Source organism: Humiphilus diazotrophicus (assembly GCF_059726315.1).
Map to the genome: position 1 here is coordinate 860,779 of NZ_AP040871.1, position 17,409 is coordinate 878,187.

Genomic DNA, 17,409 nt, shown 5'->3' on the forward strand with positions numbered 1-17,409 from the left:
TCCTATGCTTCCTTTCTCACAAACTCCATAAGAATGTGATCCCCAATCGATCGAGCTATTGGGCGTTTCCGGATCTTCTCGTCCAGTCGTCCGAGAAAGTGCAAGGCACGAGAACGATAGCTGAAAATGGGTTCGACATAGGATGGTGGAACGGCGACTCCAACCCCTTGCCATTCGGCGAGGGAGAATTCCGGAGCAAAGAGCTTTCTTAGCTTTGCAACAGACGGATAAAGAACGCGGATCTTCTTTTCACCAATTTGTGCGGTCGATCCATTCGGGTGCAGCCTTCGTACGGCCTTTGAGAATTTTGCGTGGCACAGAAACCAGAGGAATTCCCAGAGGCAAAAATGGTTAATCATACATACCAAGATCCGTCCACCTGGACGAACATTCTTGGCGAGGCCGGAGACCACTGCCCTGAGATTATCGCTGCAATTCAGGCTGCCGAAGTTTGAAAATGCTCCGTCGAAGAGCTCTTCCCCGCACAGATCGTTCAGATGCTCATTCGCACATACCTTAAAAGAGAGAGAACTTGTATGGCTCTTCTTGTCAGCTTGTGTCTGCGCTACGTGAATCATTGCCGACGATTCATCACATGCAAGTACGGAAACACCTTGTTGGGCTAGATGTAGCGCGTCGTATCCGGTTCCGCATCCTAGCTCCAGGATGCGAGTCCCCGGACGAAAGAATCCTTCCATTACCGACCATACTTGAAGACGTTGCATATATCCGATTTGTGAGTGGGTAAATATTCGATCGTAGTCTTCCGCAAGTCCGTCAAAAGCTCGGGAAGAATTCGAAGCCGAATCGTTTTTGTATAAGGAGAGAATCGCCACTAGGCTATGCTTCCTTGCTTGTAGTCGCTGTACAGTGTCTTACGTTCTTCCTGAATCAATTGGGACAGATTACTGATGAGACCTTGAGTGTCGGTTTTCGGATCGGAGGATTGCAGCCGACTTAATTCGACTTCGTGACGTAACAGTCGGTCGGCAACACTATAGAACTCGCGTGAGTGCCGGCCCCTGATGTCGAACTCTCGATCGGAGGTCTCTGCCCATGGTTTGAGTTGTACCAATCGTGACGAAACCTGTTTGTAGTACGGTGTGCCTTTAATGGGGTAAGAGACAGTAGTGAAGAAAATATCTGGATTGGAAGCACGAACGTGACTGATAGTCGCTTCGATATCCTCCAACTCTTCACCTTCATATCCCCACATGAGAAACATGCCTGTCTGAATACCATAGCGTCGGCATAAAGCAATCGATTCCCGTACAGATTCCACCTTCACACCCCGCTGCATTGCATCCAGGAGTCGCTGCGATCCGCTTTCCGAGCCAATCCAGATGCGGAAGCAGCCTAACTCGGCGAGTCTGGCTATTACTTGCTCATTGAGACGGTCCGCGCGGGAAATACATTCGAAGGGAATACGAAGCCCACGAGAATGTATCTGTTTTGACCACTCCTCCAACCAGCCGTGGTTGATAGTGAATACATCGTCGGCAATCCAAAGCATATCTGGCTGGTATCGCTCTTGAATCCACGCTAATTCATCTGCTACCAGCTGTGGTTTCCTGCGGCGATGACTCTGTCCAAAGACTTGATGGCTGCACCACTGGCAGCGAAAGGGGCAGCCTCGTGCTGTGATAATTGAAATTGAGCCAGTACCATGATGCTTCCGCCAGGTTTCAATGTAACGTGCCGTGTCGATCGACTCTCTGGCAGGCCAGGGTTGTGCATCGATATTGGCGATCTGTTCCCGCGGTGCAGTATGGTGAACAAGACCTGAGGCATCTCGAAAGGCGAGCCCTGAAATTTTGGATAGATCTGGGGTGGGTGTCTGACGGAAGGCCGCTAATATCTCCTCAACGGTCAGTTCTCCTTCCCCAAGAACGACAATATCTGCTCCTTCTTCCAGATATTCGTCAATATAGGCTCCCGGCTCTGGACCCCCAACAATGGTCTTCCATCCCGCAAGCTTGGCTTCCTTGAGGATTTTGACAACATTCGAGCGAGTCATCAGGTTGGCATAAATACCAAGGATGGACGGTGGCGTGGAATGAAGCCAATCGATCAACTGCTGCTTCGTGGAGAAGGTGCTGTCGAAAACCTCTACTGAGTATCCTTTCCTCTGCAGATGAGAACAGATGTAGAGAATTCCCATCGGCGGATATGGCTTCATGATTTGAAGCTCCTTGGGGTCCTCCATAAGGAAATATCCGTGGGTCAGTAATAGCTCGATTTTCATAGGCATTCACCTCCACATGAGAGTGCCTGCAATTCGTTGAATGTTCCATCGTCTGAAGGCAGGATTGGAAAGACCGTGGGAGCCTTTGTCCTGCAGGTCTTTTCGAGCAGATAGACCGATTCCCAAAGGGCTGCTAACTCTAGTTCTTTCGTCCGTGAGTTGGGACTTTTCCAGTTGTCCACTTCGGCGTGCAGCGCATTGCGTATCGCGCGATAAAATTCATTGGAATAGGGGGCCCGAAAGAGCACGCTAAGATCGTCGCTGTCAATCCAGTTACGTTTGTCTCCTAGCTGTTCTTGTACCCGTTCGTAAAACTTGGTATTGGGCAGAGGATAAGAGACGGAGATGCCGATATTGTAAGGACGGGTTCTGCGTACGAGTGCGATTGTCTGCTCGATTTCTTTCAGCCCTTCTCCTGGATATCCAAATTGTAGGAAAAGGCAGGGGTGGATGCCCGCGGCATGCAATCTATCACTTGCATTGACAATTGCATCAACTTTCAGTCCCTTCTGCATGGCATTGAGAACAGACTGTGCCCCAGATTCCGCCCCCATCCAGACTTCACTGCAACCCGCGCGTCGAAGAGCGTCAACTGTTTCTATCGACATCAAATCTGCGCGACTTTGTATCTTGAAGGAGATCTTGCAATCGTTTTGTTCCAAGAGCGCGGCGAACTCTTGTATCCAGTGCTTGTTTAGGCCAAAGATGTCGTCAGCGAACCAGAGATGTTGTATTCCATACGTTGTTTGTAACTGCACTATTTCTTCCACTACATTTTGTGCAGATCGCAGAACAAACGAGTTCCCATAGATTGGTTTGGCACACCAGTTACACTGAAACGGACACCCTCGACTTGTAGCGATATTGGTAGACCTGATCCCATGTGCTTTTTCCCAGATGGCGGAATAGCTTGTCATGGAGATGAGATCTCTTGCCGGGAGGGGGAGATGGTCGATCTCCTGCATCAGAGGCCGTGGTGCAGTATGTACGATCTCTGCCGTATCCGATCTACGGTAAACGAGTCCATGGATTGCCCACTCAGAGAGTTGCTTCTTTCTCATCACTGCATTTAATAACTCAATGAGAGTTTGCTCTCCTTCTCCGAGAAGGACAGCGTCAAAGCCATTACGCAGATAGGCTTCTGCATGATCGGCTGCGTCGGAGCCATGAACAAATACACGGCAGCCACGTGCCTTAGCTTCCGCCTGCATCTCCCAGGCGACCTCTCGCATACGCTCAAGACACATTTTTGAAAGATAGTTGAAACTATCTTCGTAAATTACCACCATTCTCGGGTGGTAGTAATCCAGCGCGTGAACGAACTTTTCGTCTGGATCTTCGAGCATCGAGTCAAAGACTGCAACTGAGTATCCGTGCTGGCGCGCTAGAGCCGCGGCATAGAGCGTTCCCAAAGGAGGATACGGCTGCTGACGATCAAACTGCTTACGATCGTAGGCAAGATGATAGGCATGCGTAAAGAGCACGTCGATTGATTTTTGCTGCTCTGCCATAACTGAATGCTGCTCCTGCACTAACACTCTGCTGGTTTCGATTCGAGTAACTTTGCATCCACCGCAGGCTTTGCCGCCTGCGATACCTGTTTCAGCTTCTTGTTGAGCCACAACTCTGCAGGTGCTCCATACAGATCGTGGTCAAGACGCCAGCGTGCCGGGAGACTCAATAGCTTTTGAGTTCTGCGAATCCAGGGTTTCCGTGTATCGGCTGCTATAGGGATACGATCGAAAGCAATGCGAAGGTAATCCCTCATGCGTTGCAGACGGTCATGCTGTTTCCCCTTAAGCCATGGCAGCACAGTGTAGCGTGGGAAATAGTCGACCCACTCCTCAAGAGAGTTCGGCACTTGAATGCCAATTTCCTGAGTGCGCTGCATGATAGGAGATCCGGGGTAAGGAGTGAAGATATTCGTCCAAAATTCACTTCCCGGAAAGCGACGGCAAACGTCCATAATGAAGCTGATCGTTTCACGACGTTCTTTGGGGCCTTCTCCAGGAAACCCAAAGATGATGTTGAAGGACGGTCGAATACCTGCTTGAAGGCATCGCGCTGCGCTTTCATAGATGGAGTCGAAGTCTTGAAACTCCTTGTTCATGAGCTTCAAGATTTTGGGTGATCCTGAATCTACGCCCTGACAGATTTGATGAAGGCCCGCCTTATGCAAAAGCTTTAGATCTTCGATGCTGAGTTTAGCGGTCAGATTCGTTGTGGCCTGGATGCTCCAGCGATAGTGTGAACCCGCGCGTATCAGCCCCTCTGCTATCCCCCTGGCTCGATCCAGATCGACAAGAAAGTTATCATCGACAATCCAGAGCATCTCGAGGTTATATCTCTGCGTCAGATCGACAGTCTCTTCGACGAATTGTTCTGGAGGGAGAGCATTCCATTTACGCCCATAGACGCCTCCATTCGTGCAGTAGGCGCAATTGAATGGACAGGCCAGGCTGGATGTGTACATTGCCCAGCGGCGGCCACAGCTGCGCTCGTAGGCATCGAAGTCTGCAAGCTGGTAGGCTTTCGGTGGCATTTCAACTAATGGACGCAGAGGTCGCTCGGGATTGAAGACAACCTGACCTTCTTGTTTGTACCCGACGCCAAGAATCCCCTTAGCAGATGCTCCATCTTCGATATGTTGAACGAGCTCAGTAAGGGTCTCTTCTCCCTGTCCTCTCACGACAAAATCGATATAGGGTGCTGCCAACGTTTGAAAGGGAAGTAAAGACGGATGCCATCCTCCAAGGATGATTGGAAAATCCGGTTTCCATTCCTTAATTGCGCGAGCAATTTCAACGGTCTCCCGAATCATCGGACCGGTGACGAGAGAGACGCCCAGACACAAGGCGTCTTTGACCTCTTCCAGAACTCTTTTCTTGAAGTCCGGGGTTATTGTCGAATCGATCAAGCAGATGTCGTAGCCGGCTTGGATGAGCGGTGTTGCAACGGCCAGAATTCCAAGCGGTGCCGTTGCTTCGCTGCTTGAAAACGAGGGGAAGAAGAAGACGACTTTTTTCTTTGGATGTCCAGCCATAGTTGGTCTCAGGAATAATGCTCCCGACGACTTTATTTATTCCATGGAACCCTAAGTCCGTATGTCATGGAGTTGTCACAAGTTTGTCATTACCCCTTGCACTCTGTTTTTTTCTCCTGAAGAGCAGATAGGATGCTGGAAAGTAGCATGAATCAATACGAGATGCATACAACTTCCATCGTCTCTGCTGTACCCGAGAGAGTGTCCGATCAGCACTTGCCATATCGTCGTCTTTTGCGGGTCGTAGGGCGACCGTGCATACTTTACACCAACTCACTGCGTTTGCAGAAAGTGGTCACAGAGTTCTTCCATAGTTCAGCTTCTCCAACTGGTCAGTCTGGGCCAATGTTATCCATCCTGCTCTATGTCGAGAATGACATATCGCGCGATAGAGGATCTATCACTGCTCGTCAAGCTTTTGTTCCGCATTTCCGGGGCTTTGGTCCTTTTGTATTTGCAACTTATGGTCCCAAGAACCGGATAAGTTTTAACTTGCTAGATAGAGAAGTTATAGGAAGCCTTTCTTCTGCCACTGTAGAAGATGAAGATCTTTGTAGGCGTACTATTCTGCCAGTCCTAGTTGGAGTAATGAGTTCTTCCCTGGCCATGGTGGCGCTGCATAGTGCATGCCTGGTACAAGGAGACTCCGGAGTTCTGCTTAGCGGACACTCCGGTGTGGGCAAATCTACACTGTCTGCGGCATTGGCGCGGAAAGGGCTTGCGTTTCTCTCAGATGACTGGACATATCTGTCAGAGATAGAAGGGCATCTGCATGCGTGGGGCATGCCTGTTCCCATTAAATTGCTCCCTGACTCTGAGCAGTTCTTCCCTGAGTTGAGAAAGTATCCGTTGACGCAATCTTTGAATGGGGAAATTGCATATGAAATTGATCCGGAGATCGCGTTAGGTTGGCAGCGAAGTTTGCATTGTGTTCCTAAATGTTTCCTTTTGCTTGAACGTTCCTCTGCTCCTGGCACGAAATTTGAACGTATTGGGATTGACGAAATCATCCCTTATGTCGTCGATGGCCTTGAAGAGTTGCCAGAAATTCTGACGCATCTCCGTGTTCCTCAAATCGATCTGGTGCGGAAACTAGAGAATTGTGAGCTATACCGGATGCGCTTCCATGGCAGCCCCGACTACGTTGCTGACGAGGTGCTCGGGTTCTGTCAGAACCTTTTTCAAAAGGAGGATTCAGATGATGTTCCCGGAAGAAACTGTAATGAGGAATGTGCCTGATCCCTTGTGTCGCTGGACTCCGGTTGATGTTCAGCGTACATATCGTTACGCAGGCGGATCCGAGATGAAACGAATAAGCATTCGCACGAACTCGGAGTTGATTCTGGAGTCTCTTGTTTTATTTCGGCAAGGGGCACTCCACTCTATAGAGGAGCCTTCGGATTTCTGCTGGGAGATTGTGGTTCAGCAGGAAGAAACAGCCACCCATTCTGCTTCAGAGATTATGCTTTTTTCGTCGCAAGAGATGACTGCTGCCTATTTCAGTGAGAGAAGTTTCTTTGCCATCCACCCCAGACGACAATATGCAGCTGGTTTCTTGTCTCTTCCTTTTGACGAAGTGAAACGGCGGGAAGAAATAGATCAGTATCTGTCCCTGCTGCTTTACCTGACAAAAGAATCCATGCATTCGAACGACTTAAGTAACAGCCAGACCAGGGTCTCATGAGCTACCACTTTCGATACAAAATAGCCGCATTCCTGGGGCGGACGGAATCCATAGCGCAGCAGAATGTACTGGCAAATATTTCTTCGTCTGATTGGGATCGTCAAATGGGATGGCTGGATCGTAGCGGTCTCGCCTTGCCCTTGATCTCCGTGCTTCGGGAACGGAAGCTGACGCGATTGCTTCCTGCACGAACTGTAATTGCTCTTGAGCAAAGATCGGATGACAACCGTCTGCGAATGCTGGATATGCTTGGGAGGTTTTCTCAGGTAGTTGCCGTACTCATGCAAAGGCGGATCTCGTTTGTCTGTGTGAAAGGGTTTAGCCTGTTTCCGGAGTATCTCGCGCAAATCGAAGATCGGCATCAGAGCGATTTCGATTTTCTGGTAGCGCCGGAACATATGGATGCTGCCGAAGAGTGCTTGTTGCATCTGGGCTATCGGCTGAATGTCAGGGATGTTTCCGGGGAAAGGAGATTTTCTACTCCAGGTTCCATTGCCGTTGATAAGGATGCCTATCTTTACCATCTCCAGAATAGCTGCGCCGTGGAACTACACCCCTATTTCTGGGAGAATGAGGAGAAGGGGGTTCCTCTCTGCTTCCCGCTGTTTGAATGGACCCAGAATTTAGAGACCCATGAAATCGAAGGCGTGCGTTTCCCTCGATTGCGGCCGGTTTACCAGTTGACCTATCAACTAATGCATTATTTCCGGCATCTTTCAGGAACGTGGGCTCGTATGCTCTGGTTATACGAGGTGAGCCGGTTCATTTCTTCTCACAAGGAAGAAGAGCATCTTTGGCGGGATGCAATTGCTCTCTGGAGTCGTGATGCGAAAATAGAACAGGTGTGCCGGCTTGTTTTGCATCTGGCCTCTCGGACTTTTTCTGTTGCGCTGCCTGAACAAATAGAGAATTCAGGTTGTGACTGGGCTGAGTGCCGGTTGTGGGTGGATCACTTTTCTCATATCAGTCTCTATGCCGATCTTCCAGGGAACAAGGCCTCCCTCCTTTTCCTGGAGCCTTTCTTTGAAAATGTTTCTGCTTATCGCAATTACGTATGGCAGCGTCTTTTGCCTGTCCGTAGCGGACACTCGTTCAATGAGCGGTTATCAGCGGCAGGAAAGAGTGCCTGGCGCTATCGCCTGCGTAATATGTGGTACCAGGTTTCGCGATTGGTATATCATCTCCGGTCATCTCTTGCTTACATAATGCTGGATCTTCGTTGGCGTATGGCATTTCATTTTGAAAGGCTATTCCGGAAGAAACGGCGGAGGTCTTTCTCCATTGACCGGAATCAATTTCCTGGAGTTTCAAAGTAAGAAGGGGAAAAGAAGACTCATCGCTGTTTCGTCAAGCGGCTGAATTTAATAGAGATAGATGTCACAACTTTGTCATTTTCGCATCTTGTATGGCTATTCTGAATCCATTCTGGGGGAGAATAGTAAAGGAAAGGAATCGGAGGCAATGGAGACAATCCTTATCGTGGAAGATGATGTGCGTATGCAAAAGGTGTTACGCAGGCTCTTCTCTACGGAAGGTTTTCATGCGGTCTGTGCTTTGGACGGTCTCGAGGGGCTCGATCTGTTTCACTCTTCCAGCCCGTCAATTGTGATTCTTGACCTGATGTTGCCAAAGATGACGGGAAGAGATATCTGCAAGCGGATTAAGAAAGCCTCGCCGCGTACACCAGTCATTATATTAAGTGCAATTACAGAGGTTGCAGATAAGGTTCTGCTCCTGGAACTGGGTGCGGACGACTATGTAACCAAGCCCTTCAGTCCCAGAGAATTATTGGCAAGGGTTCAAGCTGCGCTACGTAGAGTTCAGCAACATGCACCGGATCCAGTAGTGAAATTCGGTGTGTGCGAGGTCGATTTCGTCCGTATGACAGTACGTAAACATACCGAACCTGTCACATTGACGGCCCATGAGTTTAAATTATTGCGTTTTTTCCTCGAGAACCCGGAGAGGGTTATTTCACGCGATGAGCTTTTGAGCGATGTTTGGGGATACAATCATTATCCGACGACACGGACTGTCGATAATCAAATTTTGAAGTTGCGACAGAAGCTTGAAGTCGATCCAGCCAATCCCAGCCATTTTGTAACCGTTCATGGCGCCGGGTATAAATTTTTGCTTTGATTTTGAACTAGAGGACCGAGATCTTTGCCAGCTCTAAAAATGCGGGCTTTGCTCCTGCTGCCGTTGCTGTTGATTCCGGCAGCGCTCACAATGGCGTGCCTTTTGGTTGTCAGGGCACAGATGCAGCGGGAGATTCGACAATCTCTCATTCTCAGCCTGGAGCATTCTGCTGCAACCTATAAGAACATCGATCAAGACCGAAGGCGCAACCTTGCTCGGGAAGCACTTCTTCTGGCTGAACAGCCGAGTCTTAAAGCCCTCCTGACGACGCAAGACACGCTAACAATCCAAAATGAAGGCGCTGAGTTTCACAAACTTAGTGGCGCAGATCTCTTTGCCTTTGCATCTCCTTCGGAAAAGGTGATTGCCCTCTATGTATCTGGATCGGGAGTACAAGATGCCACTTCTCAGATAGAACTGGCCAAAGTATTGCATAGTGCAGTTTCTGTACCGTACTGTTTTACCGGAGGTCAACTTTTTGAGGTCATCGCCGCTCCGGTCTATTTCGGTCCGCGAGAAGGCGGGACCTTACTCGGTTATGTGATTATCGGCTCTGCTATCGATGATAAGGTTGCGCATCAAATCAGCCAGTCTGTTGGCGCTGAAGTCACTTTTGCAGTCGGGAACAGTATTGTTGGCAGCACTTTGGCCTCCACACAAAGACAGAATCTAGCCTCCCGGATGCAACTCGCTATAGCGAAGTCTATGGCGCCAACCGTACTGTCCTTTGGTGGCAGACAGTATCTGACACAGGCTATATCTCTGGAGCCAACGCCTTCTCCTTCAATCAGCCTCGTGGTAATGGCATCTATGGAGAGGGCGATTGCTGCTAAAGCTCGCTTGAATCAGTTGGTACTTGGTCTGGGCGGAATTGCGCTTCTGGTTGGCGGCATCCTTGCCTTTGTCGTTTCCCAGAGACTGACTGCTCCGCTGGTGGGACTCGCAAAAGCAGCCCGGGCATTAGGTTCAGGAGATTACAGCTATCAACTGCCATCCAGTGGCGCGGTAGAGTTAAGGGAGCTTGGGGCTTCCTTTCAGGTAATGCGCAACGAGCTCGGCAAGACTCAGGCAAAACTCCTCAAGGCTGAACGGTTGGCTACCATAGGGCAGATGGCCAGCTCTGTATCTCATGATTTGCGGCATTATCTTGCATCTGTATATGCAAATGCAGAATTTCTAGCTACAACAGAGATGGGGAAGGTTGAGAAAGCAGAATTATTGGCCGAGATTCAGCTCTCTGTGCACGGTACCACCGATCTTATCGATTCTTTGCTCCTTTTCACCCACACTGGACGTGCCATTCATGGCAGCTATGAGTCGATTACGGAATTGGCCGAACGCGCCATCGCGCTCATTCGCACCCATCCGGAAGCAGCCTTGACGACATTTCATCTTTCGGCTCATTCCAGCGCCGATGCTTGGGTAGATGCGAAGAAAATCGAGCGTGCCATCTACAATCTGCTGCTAAATGCTTGCCAGGCATCGCGACTCTCGGGGGAATTGGGAGAGATATCAGTCGATATTGGTGAATCTGCTTCTGAAGTGATCGTTCGGGTAATCGATTCAGGTCCAGGAGTTCCTCGTTCCATCCGGAATAGCCTTTTTGATCCTTTTGTCAGCGCAGACAAAGAAAATGGTATCGGAATCGGTCTGACAATCGTGATGACGATTGCGAAAGAACATGGTGGAAATATTGTCCTGGAGTCAAGTGCGCCGGGAAGAACAGTTTTCCGTCTCTCTCTTGACCGCTATGCGGCTCAACCAGCAAATGCTGAAAGTCCAGCAAAGGCAGAGGACTAGCTATGGACAAGCTCAGACAGAGAAACTTCGCCTTTCGCCATCGGCTCTCTTGTATCTATAGGCTCTTACCTATGGGAATCCTTACCGTTGCGAGTGCTTGGGCTCAATCACCTTCAGGAAATCAGGCGCAATTGATCCAGCAAATGGAGGAGATGAGAAGCCAGCTTGCCGTAGCGCAAAAGCAAATGACTTCTTATCAGACCAGACTGGAAGATCTGGAACAGAAGGTTGTTTCTCTGCAAAAGCAACTACTTGAAGCCAGGGCGGATGGAACAACTACCGATGCTGCTTCCAAGCTGGCAGGAGCGGTCGAAGCTCTTCAAGAAGAGCAGGAGGTACAACAAGCTGAGCTTCAGGTTCACGAACAAACTAAAGTAGAGACTTCATCTCGTTTTCCTCTTAAGGTGTCCGGCTTGGTGTTGTTCAATGTAAACGGTATTGATGGTGTCGTGAACAGTACCTCACTTCCTGCTTTTACGAATCCGAGAACAGCAGGTGTTTCTAACGGAAGCTTGAGCGCTACTATGAATCAGACTCTGCTAAGTTTGGAAAGCAGTGGTCCGGAGATTTGGGGCGCTCATAGCTACGGAAACGTGCAGGTGGATTTCTTTTCAGAGCAATATTCCGCCGGGAACCTAACAACTGCGGGTCGTGTGCGGCTACGCACGGCCGATGTCCGTTTGCTTTGGCCAAATACAAAGGTACAAGCAGGTATCAGCCGATTAATTATTACTCCAACAGAACCGAAGTCTTACTTGAGCGTTGCCGAACCTACGATGTCCTGGTCCGGTAATCTTTGGGCTTGGATCCCGCAACTGGCTGTGGACCATACTTTCTGGTCGGGAGGACAGAAGTCCTTCTCTCTGCAGGGCGCTTTGCTTGATGTTCCTGATGCCCCCGCTACTTATGATTCGGCCTATGTTAGCGCTGCAGAACGCAGCCGGTATCCGGGATCTGCCCTTCACAGCAGCTTTTCGTGGGGTGGACCACAAAAGAGTTTTGTCGGACTCGGAGGCTATTGGAGCCCCCATTCCTACGGCACCGGTCGCCATGTTAACGGACAAGCTATTACAGCGGATTGGAATTTCGAATTGCCTGCTCATTTGGGGTTCTCTGGGCAGGCTTATTATGGCGCGGCACTCGGAGGACTAAACGAAGGCGCTTATAAGGATGTGGTTAAACATTCCTACACAGATGAATATGGCAATACAAAATCCTACTATCATGCATTACGCGACCAGGGTGGCTGGTCTCAGCTGAGTTGGAATCCAACAAATCGCGTAGGTTTCGACTTTGCATTTGGACAGGATATCGCTAATGCACATCAGCTCCGTCGGTCTGATTACGCAAATAGTAGTTCTTATCTTTCTCTTGTGAGGAACCAGACCTGGCTGGGAAATGTAATCTTCCATCCGCATTCTTCGATCATTCTGTCCCTGGAATATCGTAGGCTTTACTCCTGGCAAATCTTGGGTGCAAAGAACCAGGCGCAAATTGTGGGTTTTGCGGCGGGGTATCAGTTTTGAAAGGAATCCGAATATCTTGGCCCTTCGTCAGAGGCTTGCTGCTGCTGGCCTGCACTATCTCATCTGCACTCGGGCAAGGGTCCAAAGCCTTTGATGTGTCAGCTCACGTGCAATTTATGGATCTTCGCATGAAGGATGGGCAGACTACGCACCGACAAATTGTTGACGGCAATCTTCGTACTGTGGTGTGGCTGGAGCCGGAAGACGAAAAGAACGGGTCTCATTTCAAAGTTGCGCCCGGTAGCTTTACGATGGTTCAGCAGAACAAGGAATTTCTACCCCACTTCCTGGTGATTCCTGCCGGAAGTGTTGTTTCTTTTCCTAATCGTGATCCGTTTTTTCATAATGTATTTTCATTCTTCAATGGAAAGCGATTTGATCTGGGGCTCTACCAATCAGGCCAGACGCGTACAGTGACCTTCAACAGGATAGGAGTCTCCTACATATTCTGTAATATTCATCCGGAGATGGCTGCGGTCATCATTACGCTAGATACGCCGTACTACGCGATACCAAATGCCCATGGAGATTTGGCTTTCCAGGGAGTTCGCGAAGGTAATTACAGGCTTCATGTCTGGTCCGAGAACACCTCTCCGGACAAGCTTAAGGCCATCGAGCAGAATGTCACTATTACAGCGGGACATACACGACTGGACGACATTGCGATTCCGATTATCAAGAACACTCTAGAAAATCACACGAATAAGTTTGGTCAGCCGTATGATACCCACAATGCCGATTATTGAATCGAACTGTTGAGTCCAGTTCTTGTGAAGTGTTCGGAATCCCACTCCTCTATTGCGGACCGCCAGGGAGTGGGATTCTCCGGTTACTCAGCTTGCCTTGGGTATGGGTGATATATCCACGGGTGTATTAGCGGTTTCGCTTTTGGCATTGTCGGCTTGGGAGTTCTTCAACTGATTCAGAACGGGTTCAAGCAATGAGTATACGAATCCGGCTTCACCCTTTAACGGGATAAACTGATACTTTTCGAGCACACCTGTGGCAGGAATACGCGTAGGCCCGATATGGTTCGTAACGACTGCTTCTGTCGAAAACTTCTCCTGATTGGAGGTGCTAGACATCGTAATCGCGGGAATTAACACGCTGAAGGAGGTTGCTCCTGCATCGACTGTCATTTGTGTCGTCACTGTGAGCAGGGTCCCGATCTCGGTATGGAGAGTTCGAATTTGAGATCCCGAAAAGTGCCTTATGGGCCCATGGCCCTGAGTGATGTTTAGAGCTGGCTGTCCGACGAGAGTTGACGCTTCATAGTCAACCTTCACTGTGCCGTCGTTACTGTGCATTGTGTATCGATTTGGTTGAATATTCGCCATATAGAGTCCTTTCTACTGATGACTCCTCAACGTGCTGTTGAATTTGCTTGCAAGACACGGGATAGTGGTCTCAGTCAGATTGCGTTCTCTGGCCTCTAAATACACCATCGCAAAATTCAGATGAGTGCTGTCTGTTGATATCATGAAGATATCCATAAATGCTTCATTTAACACTCTTGCAAGTTATTCATGCCAAACAGTTCGGCTCAAAAGTTAACTTGCAATTGAGATCGAGCTCTCGCTTGCAAAGTGAAACGAAATGATGACACTCAATGTTTCGACGGGCGTCCAGCTTCTACGAGCTCCCAACCTCCTTCTTCAACATAGGTTCGGTCATCATAAGAATTTCCCGTTAGCAGTCCCAACAGAAACCAGCAGAAAGCGAACATTCCAATTGCGAAGATGGTGTCTCCCGGTACCCGTAACCAACGGAGATCATTCATTAGGCCCGTTTGGAGGAACTCGGAAGAGCGCGCGTACCAGGTTCCATACTTTACGGATGCCCAGCCCTGCAAAAGACCAACCGGAAGCAAACTCAATAGCACCATGAGCGAAAGCCCAATATTGATACACCAGAAAGCAATAGCCAGTGGTTTATCTTTCCATGCTTTTCCAGGCTGTAAAGCGCGGAGGCAGAAAAGCATCAATCCTAAACCAAGCATTCCATAGACTCCGAACAAAGCCGTATGCCCATGGACGGGGGTTGTGTTGAGTCCTTGCATGTAATAGAGCGCAATAGGAGGATTAATAAAGAAGCCAAATAGGCCTGCGCCAACAAAGTTCCAAAATGCTACGGCTACAAAGAACCGGATAGGCCACTTATAAGCCGTGATCCAAACAGCTTCATTTCTTTGTCTGCCCAAGCGAATGTTCTCCCAAGCCTCAAACCCCACCAACACCAGAGGAACAACTTCGAGTGCACTGAAAATTGCTCCGAGAGCAATAACCGCCGGACCTGTACCACTGAAGTACAGGTGGTGGAAAGTTCCGATGATGCCTCCCGACAGGAAAATGACGGTAGAGAAGAGCACTGCTCGCGTAGCGATATCCGTACGAAGAAGTTTGAGGCGTGTAAATAGAAAGGCAATTACAACGGTCGCAAAGACTTCGAAGAAGCCCTCCACCCAGAGATGTACCACCCACCAGCGCCAGTATTCAGCCGTAACAATATTGCTACGTTGTCCGTACATAAGCCCGGAGAGATAAAACAAGGGAATTGCAATACTACTAATAAGGAAGAGTACGAGTAACGGTTGACTTTCCGACGGTCTGACTAATGCCGGTCGCAATGCTCGCCACATGAGCCAAAGCCAGAAGGTTAACCCTGCAAAGAGCAAGATTTGCCAAAAACGCCCCAAATCGACGTATTCGTATCCCTGACTGCCAAACCAGAACCAGAGATTGCCAAGCTTTTGTTCAATGCCAAGCCACTCTCCTGCCATCGAACCACCTACGACAAGCACCAATGCGGCGAACAGGAGGTTGACACCCAACCGCTGCCCCTTGGGTTCATAACCGCTGACGGCTGGGGCAACATAAAGACCGGTAGCTAGCCATGAGGTTGCGATCCAGAAGATTGCTAGCTGCAAATGCCAAGTACGCGCGATGGAATACGGCAACCATTTGGCTAGTGGAATACCGTACAGTCCTGAACCTTCTACTCCGTAGTGCGCTGTAATCACTCCGACTGCAATCTGGACCAGAACTAGCACTGCGGCAGTGTAAAAGTATTTGATAGTAGCCTTTTGTGACAAAGTAGGATTAAGACCAAGCAAGGGATCTCGGGCGGGTGGGGGTTCATGTTTTGCTTCTGATTCTCGCGAAGCAAAATGCCAAACCATTCCACCGACTCCGGCGAGCAGTAGGACAAAACTCACAACGCTCCATACGATGGCACCGGGAGTAGGTTCATTCCCTACAAGTGGTTCATGTGGCCAATTATTGGTATAGGTTACCGCCCCTCCTGGGCGGTTAGTTTTCGCTGCCCATGCTGTCCACCAGAAGAAGGCCGCCATTCTGTGCAACTGGGTAGGATCTGTGAGTGCACCTGCAGGAATGGCGTAATCGTTTCTTCCCCGAGAGAAGATCTCTGCGTAATATCGCTCTAGCTCTCGAAATGCTGCTGCTTGCAGGCTTGATACTTCCAGGTTTCCACTAACTGGATTGAATGTGTTCCGGCGGAGTTCATTCCGTAGGCGGGCATTCAGAGCGCCTTTCTGTTCCTCTGAGAGTTGTTCGTAGGACGATGATCCAGTTTGACGTGCCCAGCTATCCAGGATGAAGATTGCTTCTCTGTGTAGCCAGTCTGCTGTCCAATCAGGTGCGACGTAGGCTCCATGCCCCCAAATCGTACCCACTTCCTGGCCCCCAATCGATTGCCAGACGCCTTGCCCGTTTACTATCTCGTCGCCGGTGAATAAAAGAGTGCCATCATAGGTACTTACACGTTGAGGTATCGGAGGAGCGTGACTAATAATGTGGTAGCCAACTCCGCCTAGAATGGCGAATGATATTGCGAGAACTAGGATGAGAGCAATCCAAAGCCTTCGATAGGAGGTCATGATCTACTCCGCTCTTGAAAGATGTCCTTGATTTCACACAGAGACGCCTATTGCTGGACAAAGTTAATGCAGGCATTCTGTTCTTGTCCATCCGAAAGATTGAGGAGTCGATGGCAAACAGGGGGTGCGGCAATCTGTCTGCCATTGCTTATATCTTGTTCCATTATCTCAGCTTAGGAGTTACCCATAAATCTTTCTCGTACCTCGCTGCGTAGCGCTATTTATGCAAATAGTAGTTCTTTTCTTAAGGCCATGCGATGCGCATGCAATGTTGCAGATGCCGGAGTGTAAATTATGGTATGCGCTGGTCTGAAACAAGGTTCAGAAAACTTCTTCTTTGGCGAGCCCTCAGCCACGTCGGAAGAAACTTGCTATCCGATCTCCAATGATTGTTAACTCGAGCTTGCTTGGGATAGGCGTGATAGAATCAGTTTTCCCCGTCGATGTTCAAATAGTACGCTATGGGTGATGTTACTGAGCTGCTGCGGGCCGCAAGCGATGGAAACAGCGCGGCTGCAGAAAAACTGTTTCCACTGATCTACTCTGACTTGCGGTCTCTCGCCATATCGGCTCTGAGAAGCGAGCGCCCCAATCATACCTTGCGTCCAACGGCAATTGTTCACGAAGCGTATCTGCGTATCTTCCAAAGTTCAGGTTTGACTTTTAAAGAAAGGCGACAGTTCTTCGGACTAGCGTCAAAGGTGATGCGTCAGGTTTTGGTCGATTATGCGCGACGGAAGAACGCTGAGAAGCGCGGTGGAGGCACCATCCTGATTGAACTGAACGACAACATCGAGTTGAAGGCTGGGAAGCCAGAGGAGATTCTGGCAGTTCATGAGGCACTCGAGCGTCTTGGACGACTAGACGATCGACAGGCCCAGATGATCGAAATGCATTATTTTGGCGGACTCGAAGTTGGGGAGATAGCTGCGTATTTCGCTGTATCTGCTCGTACTGTAAAACGCGAATTTCGGACGGGGCGCCTTTTCCTACGACAATGTCTTGCGACACGGATAGCGCAGTCCTCCGGCTCGGGATTGCATGATAGCCAAACCTGAGCCGTAGAGGAAGATT

General features: G+C 49.5%; 14 protein-coding genes. 8 read left to right on the forward strand and 6 right to left on the reverse strand.

Annotated features, from left to right (window positions below; translation table 11 throughout):
- Window positions 1–2 precede the first annotated feature (2 nt).
- The 4 genes from AC6I7T_RS33200 to AC6I7T_RS33215 are packed head-to-tail and all read right to left on the reverse strand — an operon-like array spanning window position 3 to window position 5,288.
- Window positions 3–836, reverse strand: coding sequence for a class I SAM-dependent methyltransferase (locus tag AC6I7T_RS33200; protein WP_497795034.1), 834 nt, complete (start codon window positions 834–836; stop codon window positions 3–5).
- Entirely contained in the window at window positions 836–2,245 is a 1,410-nt protein-coding gene (locus AC6I7T_RS33205; RefSeq protein ID WP_497795036.1) for a B12-binding domain-containing radical SAM protein, read from the reverse strand. Before AC6I7T_RS33205 ends, AC6I7T_RS33200 begins: the two co-directional genes overlap by 1 nt.
- Window positions 2,242–3,756, reverse strand: coding sequence for a B12-binding domain-containing radical SAM protein (locus AC6I7T_RS33210; RefSeq protein ID WP_497795037.1), 1,515 nt, complete (start codon window positions 3,754–3,756; stop codon window positions 2,242–2,244). Before AC6I7T_RS33210 ends, AC6I7T_RS33205 begins: the two co-directional genes overlap by 4 nt.
- A 20-nt stretch (window positions 3,757–3,776) precedes the next feature.
- On the reverse strand, window positions 3,777–5,288 hold the full coding sequence (locus AC6I7T_RS33215; RefSeq protein ID WP_497795038.1) for a B12-binding domain-containing radical SAM protein: 1,512 nt from the start codon (window positions 5,286–5,288) through the stop codon (window positions 3,777–3,779).
- A gap of 147 nt (window positions 5,289–5,435) precedes the next feature.
- Here AC6I7T_RS33215 and AC6I7T_RS33220 point away from each other — a divergent pair, with 147 nt between their 5' ends.
- The 7 genes from AC6I7T_RS33220 (at window position 5,436) to AC6I7T_RS33250 (ending at window position 13,183) form a co-directional block, all read left to right on the forward strand.
- Window positions 5,436–6,527 carry a hypothetical protein gene (locus AC6I7T_RS33220; RefSeq protein ID WP_497795040.1) on the forward strand — a complete coding sequence of 364 codons (1,092 nt, stop codon included), beginning with the start codon at window positions 5,436–5,438 and terminating at the stop codon, window positions 6,525–6,527.
- Window positions 6,528–6,591: 64 nt separating this feature from the next.
- On the forward strand, window positions 6,592–6,972 hold the full coding sequence (locus AC6I7T_RS33225; protein ID WP_497795041.1) for a hypothetical protein: 381 nt from the start codon (window positions 6,592–6,594) through the stop codon (window positions 6,970–6,972).
- On the forward strand, window positions 6,969–8,288 hold the full coding sequence (locus AC6I7T_RS33230; RefSeq protein ID WP_497795043.1) for a nucleotidyltransferase family protein: 1,320 nt from the start codon (window positions 6,969–6,971) through the stop codon (window positions 8,286–8,288). Before AC6I7T_RS33225 ends, AC6I7T_RS33230 begins: the two co-directional genes overlap by 4 nt.
- A gap of 58 nt (window positions 8,289–8,346) precedes the next feature.
- A complete protein-coding gene (locus AC6I7T_RS33235) occupies window positions 8,347–9,111 on the forward strand; it encodes a response regulator transcription factor (RefSeq protein ID WP_497795044.1) in 765 nt (254 codons plus the stop codon).
- A gap of 24 nt (window positions 9,112–9,135) precedes the next feature.
- Window positions 9,136–10,911 carry an ATP-binding protein gene (locus AC6I7T_RS33240; RefSeq protein WP_497795046.1) on the forward strand — a complete coding sequence of 592 codons (1,776 nt, stop codon included), beginning with the start codon at window positions 9,136–9,138 and terminating at the stop codon, window positions 10,909–10,911.
- A 2-nt stretch (window positions 10,912–10,913) separates the two neighbouring features.
- Window positions 10,914–12,437, forward strand: coding sequence for a hypothetical protein (locus AC6I7T_RS33245; RefSeq protein ID WP_497795047.1), 1,524 nt, complete (start codon window positions 10,914–10,916; stop codon window positions 12,435–12,437).
- Window positions 12,438–12,565: 128 nt separating this feature from the next.
- Window positions 12,566–13,183: a hypothetical protein gene (locus AC6I7T_RS33250; protein ID WP_497795048.1), complete on the forward strand. Its 618-nt coding sequence runs from the start codon at window positions 12,566–12,568 to the stop codon at window positions 13,181–13,183.
- An 87-nt stretch (window positions 13,184–13,270) separates the two neighbouring features.
- Here AC6I7T_RS33250 and AC6I7T_RS33255 read toward each other — a convergent pair whose 3' ends face one another.
- On the reverse strand, window positions 13,271–13,774 hold the full coding sequence (locus AC6I7T_RS33255) for a hypothetical protein (RefSeq protein ID WP_497795050.1): 504 nt from the start codon (window positions 13,772–13,774) through the stop codon (window positions 13,271–13,273).
- 269 nt (window positions 13,775–14,043) lie between these two features.
- Window positions 14,044–16,335, reverse strand: a complete 2,292-nt coding sequence (locus AC6I7T_RS33260; RefSeq protein WP_497795052.1) for a nitric-oxide reductase large subunit — start codon at window positions 16,333–16,335, stop codon at window positions 14,044–14,046.
- A gap of 461 nt (window positions 16,336–16,796) precedes the next feature.
- On the opposite strand from AC6I7T_RS33260, the gene AC6I7T_RS33265 reads away from it, so the two are divergent.
- Complete coding sequence (locus AC6I7T_RS33265) at window positions 16,797–17,393, forward strand: ECF-type sigma factor (protein WP_497795053.1); 597 nt, start codon at window positions 16,797–16,799, stop codon at window positions 17,391–17,393.
- Window positions 17,394–17,409 lie beyond the last annotated feature (16 nt).